The organism is Rhodococcus sp. WY5 (assembly GCF_018588185.1).
GTDB lineage: Bacteria > Actinomycetota > Actinomycetes > Mycobacteriales > Mycobacteriaceae > Rhodococcus_F > Rhodococcus_F qingshengii.
On record NZ_JAAMPR010000001.1, the window covers coordinates 4,181,453 to 4,201,082 of the forward strand.

At 62.9% G+C, this 19,630-nt stretch carries 18 protein-coding genes; 14 read left to right on the plus strand and 4 right to left on the minus strand.

What is annotated here, in order from left to right; all coding sequences use genetic code 11:
* The first annotated feature begins 1 nt into the window (after window position 1).
* Window positions 2–925 carry a tRNA (adenine-N1)-methyltransferase gene (locus G4D79_RS19390; RefSeq protein WP_007729892.1) on the plus strand — a complete coding sequence of 308 codons (924 nt, stop codon included), beginning with the start codon at window positions 2–4 and terminating at the stop codon, window positions 923–925.
* Window positions 926–989: 64 nt separating this feature from the next.
* On the opposite strand, the gene G4D79_RS19395 is transcribed toward G4D79_RS19390, so the two are convergent.
* Window positions 990–1,514: a hypothetical protein gene (locus G4D79_RS19395; RefSeq protein ID WP_003944789.1), complete on the minus strand. Its 525-nt coding sequence runs from the start codon at window positions 1,512–1,514 to the stop codon at window positions 990–992.
* Between the two features lie 195 nt (window positions 1,515–1,709).
* Here G4D79_RS19395 and arc point away from each other — a divergent pair, with 195 nt between their 5' ends.
* Together arc and G4D79_RS19405 are read left to right on the plus strand one after the other, a co-directional pair.
* On the plus strand, window positions 1,710–3,485 hold the full coding sequence (gene arc / locus G4D79_RS19400; RefSeq protein WP_003944870.1) for a proteasome ATPase: 1,776 nt from the start codon (window positions 1,710–1,712) through the stop codon (window positions 3,483–3,485).
* A 118-nt stretch (window positions 3,486–3,603) separates the two neighbouring features.
* The gene (locus G4D79_RS19405; RefSeq protein ID WP_003944961.1) at window positions 3,604–4,281 is read left to right on the plus strand and encodes a TIGR00266 family protein; all 678 of its coding nucleotides are present in this window, start codon (window positions 3,604–3,606) and stop codon (window positions 4,279–4,281) included.
* Window positions 4,282–4,332: 51 nt separating this feature from the next.
* Here G4D79_RS19405 and G4D79_RS19410 read toward each other — a convergent pair whose 3' ends face one another.
* On the minus strand, window positions 4,333–4,890 hold the full coding sequence (locus G4D79_RS19410) for an NUDIX domain-containing protein (RefSeq protein ID WP_007729886.1): 558 nt from the start codon (window positions 4,888–4,890) through the stop codon (window positions 4,333–4,335).
* Window positions 4,891–4,948: 58 nt separating this feature from the next.
* On the opposite strand from G4D79_RS19410, the gene dop reads away from it, so the two are divergent.
* The 4 genes from dop to prcA all read left to right on the plus strand — a co-directional run bounded on the left by dop (window position 4,949) and on the right by prcA (window position 8,430).
* Window positions 4,949–6,448, plus strand: a complete 1,500-nt coding sequence (gene dop, locus G4D79_RS19415) for a depupylase/deamidase Dop (RefSeq protein WP_003944852.1) — start codon at window positions 4,949–4,951, stop codon at window positions 6,446–6,448.
* A gap of 148 nt (window positions 6,449–6,596) precedes the next feature.
* Window positions 6,597–6,791: a ubiquitin-like protein Pup gene (locus G4D79_RS19420; RefSeq protein ID WP_003944925.1), complete on the plus strand. Its 195-nt coding sequence runs from the start codon at window positions 6,597–6,599 to the stop codon at window positions 6,789–6,791.
* Window positions 6,788–7,666 (plus strand): proteasome subunit beta, encoded by an 879-nt coding sequence (gene prcB / locus G4D79_RS19425; RefSeq protein WP_058038807.1) that lies wholly within the window; start codon window positions 6,788–6,790, stop codon window positions 7,664–7,666. The genes G4D79_RS19420 and prcB overlap by 4 nt, the downstream gene beginning before the upstream one ends.
* Entirely contained in the window at window positions 7,663–8,430 is a 768-nt protein-coding gene (prcA, locus tag G4D79_RS19430; RefSeq protein WP_003945006.1) for a proteasome subunit alpha, read from the plus strand. The genes prcB and prcA overlap by 4 nt, the downstream gene beginning before the upstream one ends.
* Window positions 8,431–8,467: 37 nt before the next feature.
* Here the strand turns inward: prcA and G4D79_RS19435 are convergent, their stop codons facing one another.
* Entirely contained in the window at window positions 8,468–9,886 is a 1,419-nt protein-coding gene (locus G4D79_RS19435; RefSeq protein ID WP_172827081.1) for a bifunctional phosphatase PAP2/diacylglycerol kinase family protein, read from the minus strand.
* A 144-nt stretch (window positions 9,887–10,030) separates the two neighbouring features.
* Between G4D79_RS19435 and pafA the strand changes: the two genes are divergently transcribed.
* The 7 genes from pafA (at window position 10,031) to G4D79_RS19470 (ending at window position 18,636) form a co-directional block, all read left to right on the plus strand.
* Window positions 10,031–11,389 (plus strand): Pup--protein ligase, encoded by a 1,359-nt coding sequence (gene pafA, locus G4D79_RS19440; RefSeq protein WP_007729869.1) that lies wholly within the window; start codon window positions 10,031–10,033, stop codon window positions 11,387–11,389.
* Between the two features lie 110 nt (window positions 11,390–11,499).
* Window positions 11,500–12,510 carry a YafY family protein gene (locus tag G4D79_RS19445; RefSeq protein ID WP_003944939.1) on the plus strand — a complete coding sequence of 337 codons (1,011 nt, stop codon included), beginning with the start codon at window positions 11,500–11,502 and terminating at the stop codon, window positions 12,508–12,510.
* Window positions 12,510–13,487 carry a YafY family protein gene (locus G4D79_RS19450; RefSeq protein ID WP_070162325.1) on the plus strand — a complete coding sequence of 326 codons (978 nt, stop codon included), beginning with the start codon at window positions 12,510–12,512 and terminating at the stop codon, window positions 13,485–13,487. Before G4D79_RS19445 ends, G4D79_RS19450 begins: the two co-directional genes overlap by 1 nt.
* Window positions 13,488–13,621: 134 nt before the next feature.
* Window positions 13,622–13,897 carry a Sec-independent protein translocase subunit TatA gene (tatA, locus tag G4D79_RS19455; protein WP_003944836.1) on the plus strand — a complete coding sequence of 92 codons (276 nt, stop codon included), beginning with the start codon at window positions 13,622–13,624 and terminating at the stop codon, window positions 13,895–13,897.
* A 73-nt stretch (window positions 13,898–13,970) separates the two neighbouring features.
* Complete coding sequence (gene tatC / locus G4D79_RS19460) at window positions 13,971–14,999, plus strand: twin-arginine translocase subunit TatC (protein ID WP_003945030.1); 1,029 nt, start codon at window positions 13,971–13,973, stop codon at window positions 14,997–14,999.
* Window positions 15,000–15,047: 48 nt separating this feature from the next.
* On the plus strand, window positions 15,048–17,759 hold the full coding sequence (locus G4D79_RS19465; RefSeq protein ID WP_003944907.1) for an RNA helicase: 2,712 nt from the start codon (window positions 15,048–15,050) through the stop codon (window positions 17,757–17,759).
* Between the two features lie 52 nt (window positions 17,760–17,811).
* Window positions 17,812–18,636 (plus strand): DUF4333 domain-containing protein, encoded by an 825-nt coding sequence (locus tag G4D79_RS19470; protein WP_003944884.1) that lies wholly within the window; start codon window positions 17,812–17,814, stop codon window positions 18,634–18,636.
* 4 nt (window positions 18,637–18,640) lie between these two features.
* Here the strand turns inward: G4D79_RS19470 and G4D79_RS19475 are convergent, their stop codons facing one another.
* Window positions 18,641–19,606, minus strand: a complete 966-nt coding sequence (locus G4D79_RS19475) for a 5'-3' exonuclease (RefSeq protein WP_099698334.1) — start codon at window positions 19,604–19,606, stop codon at window positions 18,641–18,643.
* Window positions 19,607–19,630 lie beyond the last annotated feature (24 nt).

A 19,630-nucleotide genomic window follows, 5' to 3' on the forward strand; every position in this document is an offset into this window, starting at 1 on the left:
TGTGCAGTCCGCTGTCGCCGAGATTCCCGAACAAGAGCTTCCAGAAGCTGATCTCACTGCGCCGGGCAAGCGGCCGTCAGGTCCGTTCCGCGTCGGCGACCGAGTACAGCTGACCGACGGCAAGGGACGCCACTACACGATCGTTCTCGAGGCGAACCGCGAATACCACACCCACAAGGGCGGAATCGTTCACAACGATCTGATCGGTGCCGACGAGGGCAGCGTCGTCAAGTCGGTCAACGGCACGCCCTATCTCGCACTGCGCCCCCTGCTGGTGGACTACGTGCTGTCCATGCCGCGCGGTGCCCAGGTCATCTACCCGAAGGACGCAGCTCAGATCGTCCACGAAGGCGACGTGTTCCCCGGAGCACGCGTGCTCGAGGCCGGAGCCGGCTCCGGCGCACTGACATGTTCGCTGCTGCGTGCCGTCGGACCCGAGGGCAAGGTCATCTCCTACGAGGTCCGCGACGATCATGCCGAACATGCGGTTCGCAACGTCGAGACCTTCTTCGGGGAACGTCCGCCGAACTGGGAACTGACCATCGCCGATCTCGCCGAGTTCGATCCGGAAGCGCACGGAGGCAAGGTCGATCGCGTCGTCCTCGACATGCTGGCCCCGTGGGACGTCCTGCCCGCCGTCTCGAAGGCACTCGTGCCGGGCGGCGTGTTGATCGTCTACGTCGCGACCGTTACTCAGCTCTCGAAGGTCGTCGAGGCGATGCGGGAGCAGGAATGCTGGACCGAGCCCCGCTCGTGGGAATCGATCGTGCGCGGTTGGCACGTCGTCGGATTGGCGGTGCGCCCCGAACATCGGATGCAAGGCCACACCGCGTTCCTCGTGAGCGCTCGTCGTCTCGCCGAAGGAACTGTCACCCCGAAGCCGCAGCGGCGTGCGGGCAAGGGCTCGAACACCGCGGCCAAGTAGTCACACGAAAACAGCAAGAGCGGCGATCCGGTATCCGGATCGCCGCTCTTGTAGTAGCTGGAAGTTATGCGGTGCAGGAAGCGCGGCCCATTTCCAGGAGCACGCATGCCGAGGTGTCGGACAGCTTCCAGGAGCCGTCTTCGAGCTCCCAGGTCCACGGGGTGGCCGGGGCGGCGCCGTGCGGGCTGACGACGGCGACGTCTGCGGTTGCGGTCTGACCGTCGACCTTTACGTTGTCCACGTTGAACGTGATCGCGTAGGCCGGGTTACCGCCCAGCGCAGCACTCATCGTCTCGATGTTGGCCTGACGCTTGGTTCCGTCGACCACCAGAGCGGTCTTCTCCTCGATCGGCTTGGCCGGATCGATCAGAGCGACGAGCGAAGCGTTGAGCTCCTCGGCCGTCGGAGCCGCTGCGGCAGCGGCAGCTGACGTCGTGGCGGAAGCCGAGGCCTTGGCCGTGGTGCTCGAGGCGGCGGCGGAAGTCGAACTTGCAGCCGTCGAATCCTTGTTGTCGTCCGAGCTGCATGCACCCATGGTCAGGACGGCAGCGACAGCACAAGCGCTGATGAGAGTCTTGCGGATGATCACAGCGTTACCTTTCGTTGTAAAGAGAGACAGGCGCTGTCTCCATCTTGTAGGCAAGGCTAACATGACCAAATTCTGGCTCGAGACCAGTCGGCACGGTCCGCGCGCAGGTGTGAATTCGCACTCGCGCACCGTGTCTGGCGACAGTTGGGGCCTTATGCCGGTAGCGTTGATGGATCGCACTGGGAGGAGACGCACATGAGCTCGACAGAGAACCCGGATTCGGTTGCGGCAGCAGAAGAACTCCACGCGCTACGAGTGGAAGCACAAGTACTGCGCCGACAACTTGCACAATCGCCGGAGCAGGTGCGTGAGCTGGAGTCGAAGGTGGACTCGTTGTCCATCCGAAACAGCAAGTTGATGGACACCCTCAAAGAGGCCCGTCAGCAGCTCATCGCGCTTCGTGAAGAAGTCGACAGACTCGGTCAACCGCCGAGCGGTTACGGAGTCCTTCTCTCGGTACACGAGGACAAGACCGTCGACGTGTTCACGTCGGGTCGCAAGATGCGGTTGACGTGCTCACCGAACATCGACACGGACACCCTCGCCCTCGGGCAGACGGTTCGCCTCAACGAGGCACTCACCATCGTCGAGGCCGGCACCTACGAGCAGGTCGGTGAGATCAGCACGCTCCGTGAGGTACTCGACGACGGCTTGCGCGCACTGGTGGTCGGTCATGCCGACGAAGAGCGCATCGTCTGGCTCGCAGCGCCGTTGGCAGCCGTCTTCGCCGACCCCGAAGCCGACATCATCGCGTACGACGCCGATTCTCCGACCAGGAAACTGCGTCCGGGTGACTCGTTGCTCGTCGACACCAAGGCCGGGTACGCCTTCGAGCGCATCCCGAAGGCCGAGGTCGAAGATCTGGTTCTCGAGGAAGTTCCGGACGTTCACTACGACGACATCGGTGGTCTCGGGCGTCAGATCGAGCAGATCCGTGATGCCGTCGAACTCCCGTTCCTCCACAAGGATCTGTTCCACGAGTACTCGCTGAGGCCGCCGAAGGGTGTACTGCTCTACGGTCCGCCTGGTTGCGGCAAGACGCTCATCGCCAAGGCCGTCGCCAACTCGTTGGCCAAGAAGATCGCCGAAGCCCGCGGTCAGGACAGCAAGGACGCCAAGTCCTACTTCCTGAACATCAAGGGCCCGGAACTTCTGAACAAGTTCGTCGGCGAAACCGAGCGTCACATCCGGATGATCTTCCAGCGTGCTCGTGAGAAGGCGTCCGAGGGCACTCCGGTGATCGTCTTCTTCGACGAGATGGACTCGATCTTCCGTACCCGTGGTTCAGGAGTCTCCTCCGACGTCGAGACAACGGTTGTTCCGCAGCTGCTCAGCGAGATCGACGGCGTGGAAGGGCTCGAGAACGTCATCGTCATCGGCGCCTCCAACCGTGAGGACATGATCGACCCGGCCATCCTGCGTCCCGGCCGACTGGACGTGAAGATCAAGATCGAGCGCCCCGACGCGGAATCGGCTCAGGACATCTTCTCGAAGTACCTGGTGGACGGTCTGCCGATCAATGCAGACGACCTCGCCGAGTTCGGTGGAGATCGCACTGCATGCTTGAAGGCGATGATCGTTCGCGTCGTCGATCGCATGTACGCGGAGAGCGAAGAGAATCGTTTCCTCGAGGTCACGTACGCCAACGGCGACAAGGAAGTTCTGTTCTTCAAGGACTTCAACTCGGGGGCGATGATCCAGAACATCGTCGACCGCGCCAAGAAGTACGCGATCAAGTCTGTGCTCGACACCGGTGCTCCGGGCTTGCGTGTGCAGCACCTCTTCGATTCCATCGTCGACGAGTTCGCCGAGAACGAGGATCTGCCCAACACCACCAATCCTGATGACTGGGCACGTATTTCGGGCAAGAAGGGTGAGCGGATCGTCTACATCCGCACTCTCGTCACGGGCAAGAACGCCAGTGCGAGCCGCGCGATCGACACGGAGTCGAACACGGGCCAGTACCTGTAACGAAACGAACATCGATCGGGCCGGCCACTCCGCGAGAGTTGTCGGCCCGATCTCTGCGTCGCTGCCGTTGACTTCGTTGCGATTGGACCGGTCGGTCGCGCTGGTTTAGAGTCCCGCCGTGCAGATACATCTTCGACACAATCCGTCGTCCACAGTCGCTCGCTGCTACCTCGCGCCCGGCGAACCGCTGCGCGTGGAGAGCGGGGCGATGCTCGCGCATTCTGCCGGCGTAGTTCTCGAAGCGAAGGCGCAGGGCGGCGTCCTGCAGGGACTCAAGCGGTCGATGCTGAGCGGCGAATCATTTTTCGTCACGACGTATACCGCTCCGCCGCAAGGTGGTTGGGTCGACGTGACTGGTGTGCTTCCCGGAGATCTGATCCCGCTGACCATCACCTCTGATCGCCCGTTCTTCCTCAACCGTGGAACCTGGTTGGCCAACTCCTACGGTGTGACGGTCGAGTCCAAGTGGGGCGGCATGTCCAACCTCTTCGGCGGTGAGGGAGGATTCGGCCTGCGGGCAAGTGGCGACGGTGAAGTAGTGCTGGCCGTCTACGGCGCGATCGACGTCATCGACTTGCAGCCAGGCGAGACAGTCACGATCGATACCGGTCACGTGGTCGCCTACGACCTCGGCATGAATTTCAACATGCGGCGCGCCGTTCAGGGGCGCACCATTCAGTCGATGAAGTCCGGTGAAGGATTTGTCTTCGACTTCACCGGCCCAGGACGCGTTCTCGCGCAGACCCGCAACCCCAGCGCGTTCGCTGCTTGGCTCTCGGCGATCACCCCGGGCTGATCACAGGTCCCACCAGTGTTCAGTCCCAGCGGTGTTCAGTCCCAGCGGTGTTCAGCTCCAGCAATAGTCGGCCAGCAGCGCGCGTGAGTCCGGAACGAACGGCCACGACGGGTCCTGCAGGTGGGCGCCGAGTTCTTTCGGCGTCCACCACCAACCTTCGGCGATCTCGCTGGGCTGATGTGCCATCGGCCCGTCGTATCTGAGTTCGAACGCAAACAGGTGACAGCGCAACGGAGAGTTGTTCCACTCGCCGTCCCAGGATTTTCGAGCGATCTCCGTCAGTCGGAGTGGCTGGTCTGCCGTTCCGAAGATTCCGAGTTCTTCACCGACTTCACGGATCGCAGTTTCCTGCGGCGTCTCACCTGGATCGACGACACCTCCGGCAAGACAGTCGTGATAGCCCCCGAACACCGCTTTCGTGTCGGTTCGGCGATGGACGTATATGCGGGAGCCGTCCCCGGTACGAACCAGGACGCCCGCACTCGCGTGCCAGAGCCCACCCGAGTAGACGACGGAACGTGGTGCTCGGCCGATCGGATTACCCGTCCGGTCGTACACGGCGACTACCTCGTCCGCGGGATTCAGGTCTGCGGTGAGAGGTTGGTGCATTCCTCCAACTGTGCCACGCCTGTGGGTGCCGCGCCGCAATCACATAGGCTCTTGTGTCATGCAGCGGATCATCGGTGTCGAGGTCGAATACGGAATATCTTCACCCAGTGAGCCGTCGGCGAATCCGATTCTCACTTCAACCCAGGCGGTGCTTGCCTACGCCGCCGCAGCGGGCGTGCCACGGGCCAAGCGCACACGCTGGGATTACGAGGTCGAATCTCCGCTGCGAGATGCCCGAGGCTTCGATCTGGGGCGAATGAGCGGTCCCGCGCCGGTGATCGACGCGGACGAGATCGGCGCCGCGAACATGATTCTCACCAACGGGGCACGGTTGTACGTCGACCACGCACATCCGGAGTATTCGGCGCCCGAGGTCGCCGACCCGCTCGACGCCGTGATCTGGGACAAGGCCGGCGAACGCGTCATGGAAGCGGCTGCGCGGCACGCATCCAGCGTGCCGGGTGCGCCTCGGCTCCAGCTGTACAAGAACAACGTCGACGGCAAGGGTGCCTCGTACGGCACGCACGAGAACTACCTCTGCTCACGTGAGACCCCGTTCGCCTCGATCGTGACAGGATTGACGCCGTTTTTCGCGTCCCGGCAGGTGATCTGCGGTTCCGGTCGTGTGGGTCTCGGTCAGTCCGGCGACGAGGCCGGATTCCAGCTTTCGCAGCGATCCGACTACATCGAGGTCGAAGTAGGCCTCGAGACCACTCTCAAGCGCGGAATCATCAACACCCGCGACGAACCGCACGCGGATGCGGACAAGTATCGCCGCCTGCACGTCATCATCGGTGACGCGAACCTCGCGGAGATGTCGACGTACCTCAAGGTTGGAACAACGGCGCTGGTACTCGACCTGATCGAGGCAGGTGTCGACCTCACCGATCTGCAACTGGCGCGTCCGGTCACGGCCGTCCACCACATCAGTCACGACCCCACTCTGCGCAAGACCGTTGCGCTGGCCGACGGACGTGAACTGACAGGGCTTGCGCTGCAACGCATTTACCTCGAACGTGTCTCGAAGTTCCTCGACCGTGAGACCGATCGTGATCCGCGAGCGGACGATATCGTCGCCAAGTGGGCGATGGTTCTCGATCTCCTCGAGCGCGATCCCATGGAGTGCGCGAACATCCTCGACTGGCCGGCCAAACTGCGTCTGCTCGAAGGGTTCCGCAATCGTGAGGGACTCGCGTGGTCGGCGCCGCGATTGCATCTGGTGGATCTGCAGTACTCCGACGTGCGACTCGACAAGGGCCTGTACAACCGCCTGGTTGCTCGCGGCTCCATGGAGCGGCTTGTCACCGAACAGCAAGTTCTCGACGCGGTCACGAACCCTCCCACCGACACTCGCGCATACTTCCGGGGCGAGTGCCTACGCCGATTCGGTGCCGATATCGCGGCCGCGAGCTGGGATTCGGTCATCTTCGATCTCGGCGGTGAATCGTTGATCCGTATCCCCACCCTCGAGCCGCTTCGAGGTACCAAAGCGCACGTCGGAGCGTTGCTCGACTCCGTGGACAGCGCCGCGGAACTGGTTGATCAGCTCACTCACTGAAATCAGCCGATGCGGCTCGCCGTCGCGTCTCTCCACACCTGACGGTGCCGCTCGGTAGGGTGAAGGTCCGAGCGGGATCAGTTACCGACTCTGCTGGGCCGAACAGGATGCTCGCGAGAGCTCCCTTCACACAAGGAGGTCGACGGCGATGGCTCAAGAACAGACGCAGCGTGCCGGTGGCGGCGAAGACGACGAAACCACTGGTGGCGACGGCAGTGCCGGCCAGGAACGTCGCGAGAAGCTCGCTGCAGAAACCGACGACCTGCTCGACGAGATCGACGACGTGTTGGAAGAGAACGCCGAGGACTTCGTCCGTGCCTACGTCCAGAAGGGCGGCCAGTGACGGTGGATCGCGCGCCCCGGATCACAGACGGGGACACACGGTTGAGCTTCGGCTCGAATCTGTCGTCATTCTCGGAATACCTTCGGGTGCATGCACCGGAGCATCTTCCGCAGAACCGCTTCGCCGACACAGGAGGTGTTGTCATGGGCGGGGGAGACGTAGCTCCGCACGGCACCACCATCGTCGCGATCAGCTATGCGGGTGGTGTTCTGCTCGCGGGTGATCGCCGAGCGACGATGGGCAATCTCATCGCCAGCCGTGACGTGCAGAAGGTGTACGTCACGGACGACTACTCGGCTGCGGGTATTGCCGGTACGGCCGGGATCGCAATCGAACTGGTCCGGCTCTTCGCGGTCGAGCTCGAACATTACGAGAAGATCGAAGGCGTCCCACTCACGTTCGACGGCAAGGCCAATCGACTTTCGTCGATGGTTCGAGGAAATCTCGGAGCAGCGATGCAAGGTTTGGCGGTTGTGCCACTGCTCGTGGGTTACGACCTGGACGCGGTCGATCCGTCCACCGCCGGTCGCATCGTCTCCTACGACGTCGTCGGTGGGCGATACGAGGAGCGCGCGGGCTATCACGCAGTCGGATCCGGCTCCCTGTTCGCGAAATCGGCGCTCAAGAAGCTGTATTCACCGGGAATCGACGAGGACACCGCGCTTCGGTTCGCCGTCGAGGCGCTCTACGACGCGGCAGATGACGATTCGGCTACCGGTGGTCCTGATCTGACACGAGGGATCTATCCGACGGCGGTCACCATCACCTCGGCCGGCGCTGTCGAGTTGTTGCCCACCAGGGCTGCCGAGATCGCCAGGGAGATCGTCGCGGCTCGCACGGCGACCGCGAGTCCGGAAGGGGAGTCTGCGCTATGACGATGCCGTATTACGCATCAGCCGAACAGATCATGCGCGATCGTTCGGAATTGGCGCGCAAGGGAATTGCCCGCGGGCGCAGCGTCGTCGTTCTCACCTACCGCGACGGAGTGCTCTTTGTCGCCGAGAACCCGTCGCGTGCTCTGCACAAGGTCAGCGAACTGTACGACCGTCTCGGATTCGCGGCAGTGGGCAAGTACAACGAGTTCGAGAATCTGCGCCGCGCGGGCATCGTCCACGCAGACATGCGTGGGTACTCGTACGACCGTCGGGACGTCACCGGGCGTTCGCTCGCCAATGCGTACGCACAAACCCTGGGAACGATCTTCACCGAGCAGCCCAAGCCGTACGAGGTCGAGATCTGTGTTGCCGAGATCGGTCGCTTCGGAAGCAGTACGCCGGCTCAGCTCTACCGGATCACGTACGACGGATCCATCGCGGACGAGCAGGAATTCGTGGTCATGGGCGGCACGACCGAACCGATCGTGACGGCGATGCGCGAGTCGTACCAGCGAGACCTCGACCTCGAATCCGCAGTGCGGATTGCAGTCGGGGCGCTCCAAAAGGGCGGCCCGGCACCGGCCGGAACCACTGAGGCGGAACCACGAACTCTCGATGTGAGTGCACTCGAGGTTGCCGTACTCGACAGCAATCGTCCACGCCGTGCGTTCAAACGGATCGCTGGAACGGTTTTGGAAGAGATGCTTCCAGCTCCGGCAGCAGTCGAGGATGCGCCGCCGGCAAACGGCGACGCACCCTCGTAGATACTCCGTAGGTCGGGGAGTTACTGCAGGTCTGGAGTTACTGAGTGACTCGGTAGACGGCCACCGCGCCCGGTTCGGTGTCGAAATCGAACCGGCGCGCGTCTGCCACCACTTCACCGTCGGTGGCGATGGCTACCGGTGAATCGGCGACTCGGACCGACATCGACGAGACGAGTTCGCGAACGTAGACCCGCGAGCTGCCCAATGTTCCTGTGGCAGCCGCAAACAGCAGACGTGAGCGCGAGAATTTCTTGTCCGCGCGCAGATAGCGGACGTCGAGTAGTCCACGGTTCATCTCCGGACGCGACATCGGCACCTGATCGGCGGGGGAGTATCGCCCGTTTCCGACGAACAGCATCCAGATTGTGGTCCGCTTCCCGTCGATGGTCACCGTCATCGGCTCCGCCGCTGCGAGAACCCGGATCATCGCGGCTCCTGCGGCCGGCCACTTACCGAAACGCGGTTCCCATTTTTCCCTCAGGCGCACAGCATCCGGGTATCCACCGAGGCTGGCTGTGTTGAGAAACCGTGCAGTCACTCCGGAATCCGTGCGCACCACCGCGTGGTCGACGAATGCCGCCTGACCGGACTCGACTGCCTGTGCGGTCTCCTCGACATTCACCGCCCCGACGTCGCGGGCGAAATGGTTCAATGTTCCGCCGGGAAAAACCGCAAGTGGTAGCTCGTGCTTTGTCGCCGCGGTCGCGACCGTGACCACTGTTCCGTCGCCGCCGCATACACCCAACGCTTTCGGCGAGAGCTCGGGGATCTTGGCATCGATCTGCATGTCGAAGTCGATGTCCGCGTCGAACTCGTAGACGATCGCCGCAGGTAGTAGTTCTCGAATCGATTCCACGATCCCGTCGTCCTCGGAGCCTGAACCAGGATTGGTGAAGACCAACAAGCCTTCTCCGCGCGGGAGCGCGGGAACCACGCACTCGGGTCCGAGTTCGGCGGGCTCTTCGTCGCGTACCGCCCACCAACGACGCGTGCCGGCAGCGATAGCACCGCCGACCGCGAGGCCTGCGAAGACGTCGGACGGCCAGTGGACTCCGTTGTGAACGCGTGAGTACGCCACTGCTGCGGCCAGTGGTGCGAGAGCAGCTCCAGCAACCGGGGACTCCATGGCCACTGCCGCGGTGAATGCCGCGGCCGAAGACGAATGTCCGGAGGGGAACGAGGACGACGTCGGAATGTCGACGCCTCGCTTCGGGCTCAGCCAGACGCGTGCCGGTGGGCGTCGGCGGGGAAAGAGGGGCTTGAGTATGCCGTTGGCCAGCGCGCTGGAACCGGCCAGTGCGAGCAGCCCGCGTGCTGCTGCCCTACGGGGCCGCCCGCCGATCATCGCGAGCAAGGCGGCGACAACCATCCACAAAACGCCGTGATCGGCGGCTCTGGAGAGAAACCGCATGGTCGGGTCGAGCACGGAAGGGCGCAGTGCTCCAGTGCTTTCCATGACTTTGACGTCGCTTCGGACAACTTTTCGGCGAATAAGGCTCACACCGTCACACTATGCTGCCGCCCGACGTTGTCGAGTCGTGACTTACGACGCGATCGAAGTACACGGGTGAACCTCGCATTCTGGTTGTACTGTCGAAGTGTGCAGAGACGAATCATGGGTATCGAGACGGAATTCGGCGTTACCTGCACCTTTCACGGGCACAGGAGACTGAGCCCCGACGAGGTTGCTCGTTACCTCTTCCGTCGTGTCGTGTCGTGGGGTCGCAGCTCCAACGTCTTCCTCCGTAACGGAGCTCGCTTGTACCTGGATGTGGGTTCGCACCCGGAGTACGCGACGGCCGAGTGCGACAGCCTCATCCAGCTGGTCAATCACGACCGTGCCGGTGAGCGTGTACTCGAAGAACTGCTGATCGACGCCGAGGCGAGACTCGCCGAGGAGGGTATTGGTGGCGACATCTATCTCTTCAAGAACAACACCGACTCGGCCGGAAACTCGTACGGCTGCCACGAGAACTTTCTCGTCGCGCGCGCCGGTGAGTTCTCCCGCATTTCGGATGTCTTGTTGCCGTTCCTCGTCACGCGCCAGTTGATCTGCGGCGCCGGAAAGGTACTGCAGACTCCGAAGGCCGCGACGTTCTGCCTCTCGCAGCGCGCGGAACACATCTGGGAGGGCGTCTCGTCGGCTACCACTCGCTCGCGTCCGATCATCAACACCCGCGACGAACCGCACGCGGACGCCGAGAAGTACCGCCGCCTGCACGTGATCGTCGGCGATTCGAACATGGCCGAAACGACGACGATGCTCAAGGTCGGTTCTGCCGCACTGGTGCTCGAGATGATCGAAGCCGGGGTGTCGTTCCGCGATTTCGCGCTGGACAACCCGATTCGTGCCATCCGCGAGGTCAGTCACGACGTGACCGGTAAAAAGCCGGTTCGCCTTGCTGGTGGACGTCAGGCCAGTGCCCTCGATATTCAACGCGAATACCACGCCAAGGCAGTCGAACATCTGCGTAACCGCGAACCGGACCCGCAGGTGGAGCAGGTAGTCGACCTGTGGGGTCGCACCCTCGATGCCGTCGAAGCTCAGGATTTTGCGAAGGTCGACACGGAGATCGACTGGGTCATCAAGCGCAAGCTGTTCCAGCGCTACCAGGACCGTCACGGTTTCGACCTGTCCGATCCCAAGATCGCGCAGCTCGACTTGGCGTACCACGACATCAAACGCGGCCGGGGTGTCTTCGACGTTCTCCAGCGCAAGGGCTTGGTCAAGCGGGTCACCGAGGACGAAACGATCGACGACGCCGTCGAGAATCCGCCGCAGACCACGCGCGCCAAATTGCGGGGCGACTTCATCACCGCAGCCCAGGCAGCAGGCCGGGACTTCACAGTCGACTGGGTTCACCTCAAGCTCAACGATCAGGCGCAGAGAACGGTGCTGTGCAAGGACCCGTTCCGCTCCGTCGACGAGCGTGTCGAGCGTTTGATCGCTTCGATGTAGGTCACTCAATTTCGAGATGTACAAGACGGCAGGTCTGTTTTGCGGCGACGCGCCGGGCACGAAAGTGTCCGGCGCGCGTTCGGTTATCGGATAGCCACTAGGATTTCGGCGTGGCGACATCAAAAATCGAGCGGTTGATGAACCTGGTGATCGCATTGCTGTCCACCAGACAGTTCCTCACGGCGGAGAAAATCCGTGACAGTGTGGCCGGGTACAACGATTCCGCGAACTACGAAGCGTTCAGTCGGATGTTCGAGCGCGACAAGAACGAACTTCGTGACCTGGGTGTCCCGTTGGAAACCGGTCTGGCAGGACGGTTCTCGACCGTCGAGGGGTATCGGATCAATCGCAATGCCTACGAGCTTCCGGACGTGGACCTCACCAGCGAGGAATCTGCTGCAGTCGCCGTCGCGGTGCAGTTGTGGGAGTCGCCGGAACTGATTTCGGCAGCGCAGAGTGCACTACTCAAACTCCGAGCGGCCGGCGTCCAGGTCGACTCAGAAGTCAGTGCCGCCCCGGTCACCGCGATTCCCGCGCGCACCCGCGGTTCGGAGCCCGCGCTCGGCAAGCTTCTTGCAGCGGTCGACGCCGGCCGAGCAGTTCATTTTCAGCACCGCGGCGCATTGAACGAACCGTTCACCGAGCGCACCGTCGAGCCGTGGGGCGTCGTCACGCACAACGGCAAGTGGTACCTGGTCGGGCACGACGTCGACCGTGATGCGGTGAGGACCTTCCGGCTCTCACGGATCGGTGACGACGTCAGGGAGTTCGGCCCGGCCGGTTCGGTTCACAAACCTGAAGGTGTCGACCTTCGCGAGGTCGTCGATCGCGTGACCGGTTCGGGCGTCGTGACCGGGACGGCTACGGTGTGGGTCGCAGACGGCCGCGCCCATGAGCTTCGGCGGCTTGCGACGTCGTCGTCCGAACGGCGGTTGACCGATCGCGACGGCAGCGTGCTGGCCATCCCCGTCCGATCCTGGGAATGGACCGCTCGGTTGATCGCCGGTCACGGGTTGGACGCATTGGTACTGGACCCACCGGATTTGCGTGCTGAGGTCGTCGCGAAGCTGCGCGCCGCCGCGGCGAGCCCGATCACCGGCAATGGACAGGGGGACCACTGATGAGCAATCGACTGTCGTCGCGGTTGGCACGGCTGCTCAACCTCGTGCCGTACTTCATCGCGAATCCTGGCATCAGTCCCGCCGAGGCCGCCGAGGAGCTCGGTGTCAGCACCACTCAACTGATGACCGACCTCAATCAACTGTGGGTGTGCGGACTGCCCGGTTACGGTCCCGGTGATCTCATCGACCTGTCCTTCTCCGAGGAAAGTATCGAGGTCACGTTCTCGGCCGGGATCGATCGCCCGTTGCGCCTCACGTCGACGGAGGCGACGGCGTTGCTGATCGCCCTGCGGTCCTTGGTGGAAATGCCGGGCATGGTCGATCCGTCCTCGGCGCAGCGTGCCATCGCGAAGATCGAGGACGCAGCAGGCTCGGCCGCGGCACGAGCCATCGGTCAGGACCGGGACACATCGCCGGCGCCGGATATCGCCGAAGACCCGATAGCCGCGACGGTCAGAGCCGCGCTCGCAGACAAGACCGCCCTGCGATTGACGTATTACTCGGCCTCGCGTGACGCGGTCTCCGAGCGCATCGTCGACCCCGTTCGTATCGTGTTGGTCGACAACTACAGCTACCTCCAGGCGTGGTGCCGTCAAGCCGAGGGCGTGCGGTTGTTCAGATTCGATCGGATCGACGCCGCCGTCCAACTCGCCGAGCCCGCCGACCCGCCGCCGCAGGCCCTCGAGGAGGATTCGAATCTCGAATTGTTCAGCGGCGACGGTTCCCTTCCGGAAGCGCGGTTGTTCATCACCAAAGAGTGGGTGTGGATGCTCGACTACTACCCGTTGGACGTCGAGCACGTGAACGACGACGGGTCGGTCGAGGCGACGATGAGTTTCGGAACACTTGAATGGATGGCAAGGCTGGTGTTGGGATTCGGTGAGGGCGTTCGGGTCCTTCATCCGCCGGAACTGGTCTCCGAAGTCCATGATCGAGCCGTTGCGGCGCTCGACGCCTATGACGTAATCGGTTCGTAAAACTTCGGGAAACTTCACGTTCAGTGAGTTCGCAGGAAACAAACAGGTAAAAGGTAGCTGAAGTAAGTGCTTTGGCACCTCCGAGCGCCGGTTGTGTCCGGTAGCATCGAGGAATCTGATCATGGGAGGTCGTTATGGGTGCAATGCAGCCGATGCATTGGCTGATTGTCGCTGTTGTCGTCGTAATTCTGTTCGGGTCGAAGAAGCTTCCCGATGCAGCACGCGGTCTGGGTCGTTCCCTCCGCATCTTCAAGAGCGAAGTCAAGGAAATGCAGAACGACGATGCGGCGCCCGCAAGCGCGCCGGTCGCACAGCCTGCTCCGGCACAGTTGCCGACGGCCAACACCGCGGTGGTCGCAAACGGTGCAGCAGCACCTGTTGCGCAGCCGACCGAAGTCAAGCCGCTCTAGTACACACTGCGTTCTAGCCGGGGTGAAATATTCGTTCACCCCGGTTGTCTGCTGACCAAGACCAGGATGCACAGTGCGTATTCCGTTAGACCCGCGTAACCGCAAGCGGAAGGTCAACCCAGACGGCACCATGTCGTTGGTCGACCACCTGTACGAATTGCGGACTCGTTTGTTGTTCGCATTCCTCGGCGTGATCATCACCACGGCGTTCGGCTTCTTCTGGTATTCACACTCGATACTCGGTCTCGAAAGTCTGGGCGATCTGCTTCGCGGACCGTACTGTGAGCTTCCGTCCGAGAGTCGCGCCAACCTCAGCACCGACGACGCGTGCCGATTGCTGGCGACCGGGCCGTTCGAGCAGTTCATGCTGCGATTCAAAGTGGCGCTCACCGCCGGCATCGTTCTTGCCTGCCCGGTGTGGCTTTACCAATTGTGGGCATTCATCACCCCGGGCCTATACGCCAAAGAGCGTCGCTACGCGGTCGGATTCGTCACCGCGGGTGCCGCTCTCTTCATTCTCGGCGCAATCCTGGCGTACCTCGTCGTGGCGAAGGCTTTGCACTTCCTCCTGACCATCGGTGACAACGTCCAGATCACCGCGCTCAGTGGTTCGGAGTACTTCGGCTTCATCATCAATCTGCTGCTCATCTTCGGCGTCAGCTTCGAAATTCCATTGCTCGTCGTCGTGTTGAACTTTGCCGGCATTCTGACGTACGAGCGTTTGAAGGCCTGGCGTCGAGGATTGATCTTCGGGCTCTTCGTATTCGCTGCAGTTGCCACGCCAGGGTCGGATCCGTTCTCGATGTTGGCGCTCGCGCTGGCTCTGACGCTTCTCTTCGAGGTCGCGGTACAGATCGCTCGCCTCAACGACAAACGTAAGGCCAAGCGCGCCGGTGAAGACTGGGGCGCACTGTCCGACGAGGAAGCTTCCTCCATCTCGGCTCCGTCCGATCTGAACGAGGCTTTCGACAATCCGACCAAACCCAAGGCCGAATCGAGTGGATTGTTCGGACGTAAGTCCAAGTCCAAGGCTCCGGTCGCGGAGAAATCCGACACCGCCGGCGACAACGCGCCCGGCCAGGATTTCACTGACACTCTCTGAGCGCCGTGCCACCACGTCGGCGGCGTGTGAAACCCTGACGAGGTGGTTATGAACAAGAGTGAACTGAGCACGTTCGCGTCCAGCCTGAAGTTCGAACTCGATCCATTCCAGGTGAAGGCATGCGTTGCGCTCGAAGCGGGCCACGGCGTCCTTGTCTGCGCGCCGACCGGTGCAGGCAAGACCGTGGTCGGCGAGTTCGCTGTCCACCTGGCTCTCGCGGCGGGCCGCAAGTGTTTCTACACGACGCCGATCAAAGCGTTGAGCAATCAGAAGTACGCCGAACTCGTCGAGCGGTACGGCCCCGGCGAAGTCGGTCTGCTGACGGGTGATTCGAGTATCAACTCTGACGCACCGGTGGTCGTCATGACCACCGAAGTCCTGCGGAACATGCTCTACGCCAACTCCGAGGCACTGCGCGGGCTTTCGCACGTCGTCATGGACGAAGTGCATTACCTGGCCGACCGGTTCCGTGGGGCGGTGTGGGAAGAAGTGATCCTGCACCTGTCCGAGGACGTACGCCTGGTGAGTTTGTCGGCGACCGTGAGCAATGCCGAAGAATTCGGTGCCTGGATGGAAACCGTCCGCGGCGACACCACTGTGGTCGTGGACGAGACGCGGCCGATCCCGCTGTGGCAGCACATCATGGTCGGTAGGCGAATCTTCGATCTCTTCGACAGTCGTAGTCATCCTGCTGCCGGGCCGAAGACCGTGCTCGTCGACCAGGATCTGGTTCGCCACGTCAAGCAGCGTCAGGCTCTCGAACGCGTCGAGAGCTGGCAGCCGCGTGGCCGCGGACGACGCGGCAGCTACCAGAGTTCCAACGATTTCCGGCCCTTGCCACGACCTGACGTCATCGCTCAGCTCGATCAGTCCGGACTGCTCCCGGCGATCACTTTCATCTTCAGCCGCGCCGGTTGTGATGCGGCTCTTGCACAGTGCCTGCGGTCCAGACTGGATCTCACTTCGCCGGAGCAGGTCCGCGAGATCGACACCATCATCGAGAAACACACCGGGGAACTACCCGAAGAGGATCTCGAAGTTCTCGGATATCGGGACTGGTGCAAGGCATTACGACGCGGACTGGCATCTCACCATGCCGGCATGCTGCCGGCATTCCGCCAGACAGTCGAGGAACTGTTCGTCAAGGGTCTCGTGCGGGCGGTCTTCGCGACCGAGACACTGGCCCTCGGCATCAACATGCCGGCACGCACGGTGGTGCTCGAACGTCTGGTCAAGTACAACGGTGAATCGCACGCCGAACTGACGCCGGGGGAGTACACGCAGCTGACGGGTCGGGCCGGCCGACGCGGCATCGACGTCGAAGGCCACGCTGTGGTCCTGTGGCAGCCCGGGGTCGAGCCGACGGATGTCGCCGGTTTGGCGTCGACACGGACGTTCCCGCTCCGCAGTTCGTTCCGCCCCTCGTACAACATGTCGATCAATCTCGTCGAACGCATGGGCGCGGCGGATTCACGGAAGCTGCTCGAACGTTCCTTCGCGCAGTTCCAAGCGGATCGCTCGGTGGTCGGTCTGGTGCGTGGCATCGAGCGGAACGAAGAAGCACTGAAGGGTTTGCAGGAGAAACTCGGCGGTGCGGACGGCGAATACTTCGAATACGCGTCGTTGCGTGAGCGGCTCAGTGCGCGCGAGCGCGCGCTCGAACGTAAGGGCCGCGAAGACCGACGCGGAGATGCGGTGGAGTCCCTCCGTGCACTCGCCCGCGGTGACGTGATCGCAATTCCCATCGGTCGTCATTCCGGGGTGGCAGTGGTCCTCGTCCCGGACAACGATCCGAAGGACCCGCGTCCGCTGGTTCTGACGGCCGACCAGTGGGCCGGCCGACTCTCCTCGGGTGATTTCCCGGAAGCAGCCGACGTTCTGGGAAAGATGCGACTGCCCAAGCATGTCGATCACCACACCGCCCGGATCCGGCGCGATCTGGCCTCGGCGTTGCGTAGTACCGGGATCAGTGCCCCCCGGCGAAAGAAGCGCCACAAGGCGGGCGCATCCGAAGATGCCGAGGTCGCTACTTTGCGACGTGCTATTCGCTCGCATCCGTGCCACAGCTGGCCCGATCGTGAACATCTGAGCCGGATCGGTGAGCGCTACAACCGGCTGGCCAGGGAAACGCAGTCGATGAGGGAAAAGGCTGCGGCCACCACCAACTCGTTGGCTCGGACGTTCGACCGCATCATTGCGCTACTCAAAGAGCGTGAGTACATGACTGCCGAAGCAGCGCCCGAAGTCACCGAATCCGGACGACGACTCAGCCGCATCTACTCGGAAAGCGACCTTCTGGTCGCCGAATGCCTGCGGACCGGGGCGTGGACAGGTCTCAGCCCGGCCGAGCTGGCGGCCGTCGTGTCCTCGGTGGTCTACGAATCACGTCGGGACGGGGACACCGTGGATCGGGTGCCGACAGCGGCGCTTCGTCACGCCCTCAACGACACTCAACGATTGTGGAGCGAGCTGCGGTCGGACGAGATTCGCCACAAGCTGCCGCCGACGCGGGAACCGGATCTCGGATTCGTCACTGCCGTTTATCACTGGGCGAGCGAGAACTCGCTTGTCGACGCACTGATCGCGGCCGGAGTGCAGGGTCGTGCGCTGTCTGCGGGTGACTTTGTACGTTGGTGTCGTCAGGTGATCGATCTCCTCGATCAGGTCCGCCTGACTTCGACGGATGCCGACGTCGCGAAGACTGCGGCGCGGGCGGTAGCTGCAATTCGTCGCGGGGTAGTTGCTGTCGACGCAGCATGACCGCAACTATGTGGTTTGATTCGCAGACTGGTATTTCGAGTGGGAGGCGAACATGAGCGGGCCTTACGGACCGAACGATCCGAATCGGCAATGGGGTCCTGGTGATCAGCAGCAGCCGAACGAGCAGCAGTGGGGGCAGAATCCTCAGCAGCCGGGCGGACAACAGCAGCCTGGTCAGCAGCCCGGCCAGCAACAGCCGTGGGGTCAGCCTGGTCAAACACCGCAGCCCGGTCAGCAGCCCGGTCAGCAACAGCCGTGGGGACAACCTGCCTACGGCCAGCCGGGTGGTCAGCCTGCGTACGGTCAGCCGCAGCAACCTGGACAAGGACAACCCGGCCAGCAACAGCCGTGGGGACAACCCCAGCAACAACCTCCCGCACAGCCGTGGGGTCAGCCCGGGCAACAGCAGTCACCTGACGCAACCCAGGCGTGGGGTCAGCCTCCGGCTGCCGCACCGCAGCAGGCGTGGGGCGCCACGGCCCCCGGGCAGACTCCGGGACAGCAGAACCAGTGGAACCAGGCTCAGCCGTTCCCGAGTCCCGGTGCGCCCGGAAACCAGTCGGGTAAGTCGAAGAAGCCCCTGATCTTCGGTGCGATCGGCGTTCTCGTCGTTCTTGCCGCTGTCGTGGTGGCCCTGGTGTTCGGAGTCTTCGGCAAGAACACACTCGATCAGAGCGCCGCTCAGGCCGGCGTCGAGAAGATCGTCACCGAGTCCTACGGGGCGAAGAACGTGAGCAACGTTCAGTGCCCCGCGGACCAGGAAGTCAAGTCAGGCAACAAGTTCACCTGCACGCTTTCGATCGCAGGTGTGAAGTCGAACGTGACCGTGACGTTTGTCGACGACAACGGCACGTACGAGGTCAGCCGCCCGAGCTGACGCCCTATTGGTCGGAACGGACTGCCGCCGCAGCCTCGAGCGCGGCGGCAAGCCGGCCGGCCGAGCGCTCGATGTTCAGCGAGGCCGCCACTTCCTCGAGGCGTGCGGGATCGACGGGGGTCGGCGGGAGTCGGTCGTCCTTCGAGAACTGAACGTCCGCGTCGCGAACCACTCGTACGACCGGCAACGCAGCATCAAGGTAAGCCATTGCCTCAGGTGAGGTCAGTTTTGCGCGAATCCCCTTGGCCATATCCGATTCAGGATCAGCTGCGGCCGCCCGAAGTCCGGCCAACGAGCCGTAACGGAGCATCAGTGTCGACGCAGTCTTCTCACCGACACCCTTGATGCCGGGTAGACCGTCGGAGGCGTCTCCGCGCAGTACCGCGAGTTCGGCGTAAGCCTCGCCCGCACGGTCACCGGGTACTCCGTACTTCTCCGCAACCTCGACCGGTCCGAAGAGTTCCGCCTTGGACAGGCCACGGCCCACGTACAGGACACGGACGGGCACGTACTCGTCGGTGACGACCTGCAGTAGGTCTCGGTCACCACTGACGACGACGGTGAGATCTTCGCGCTCGGTGGCGGCAAGCGTTCCCAGTACGTCGTCGGCTTCGAGTCCGACTGCACCCGCCGTCGCGATACCCGCTGCAGCGAGCACGTCCATGATCATGTCGACCTGAGGCGTCAACGTGTCCGGAACTTCTTCGGACGCACCGTCAGAGCCTTCCTCGACGCGATGTGCTTTGTACGTCGGAACGGCGTCGACGCGGAACTGCGGTCGCCAGTCCAAGTCCAGGCACACCGCGAGACGACTCGGCTGGTGTTTGGTGATCAGGGAAGCAACCATGTCGGTGAATCCGCGCACCGCGTTGACAGGTCTGCCGTCGGGGTCGACGAATGACTCGGGCAGTGCGTAGAACGCACGAAACCACAGGCTGGCACCGTCGAGGAGAAGCAATGGCCCACTCATGGTCACCATCCTGCCAGTCGGCAC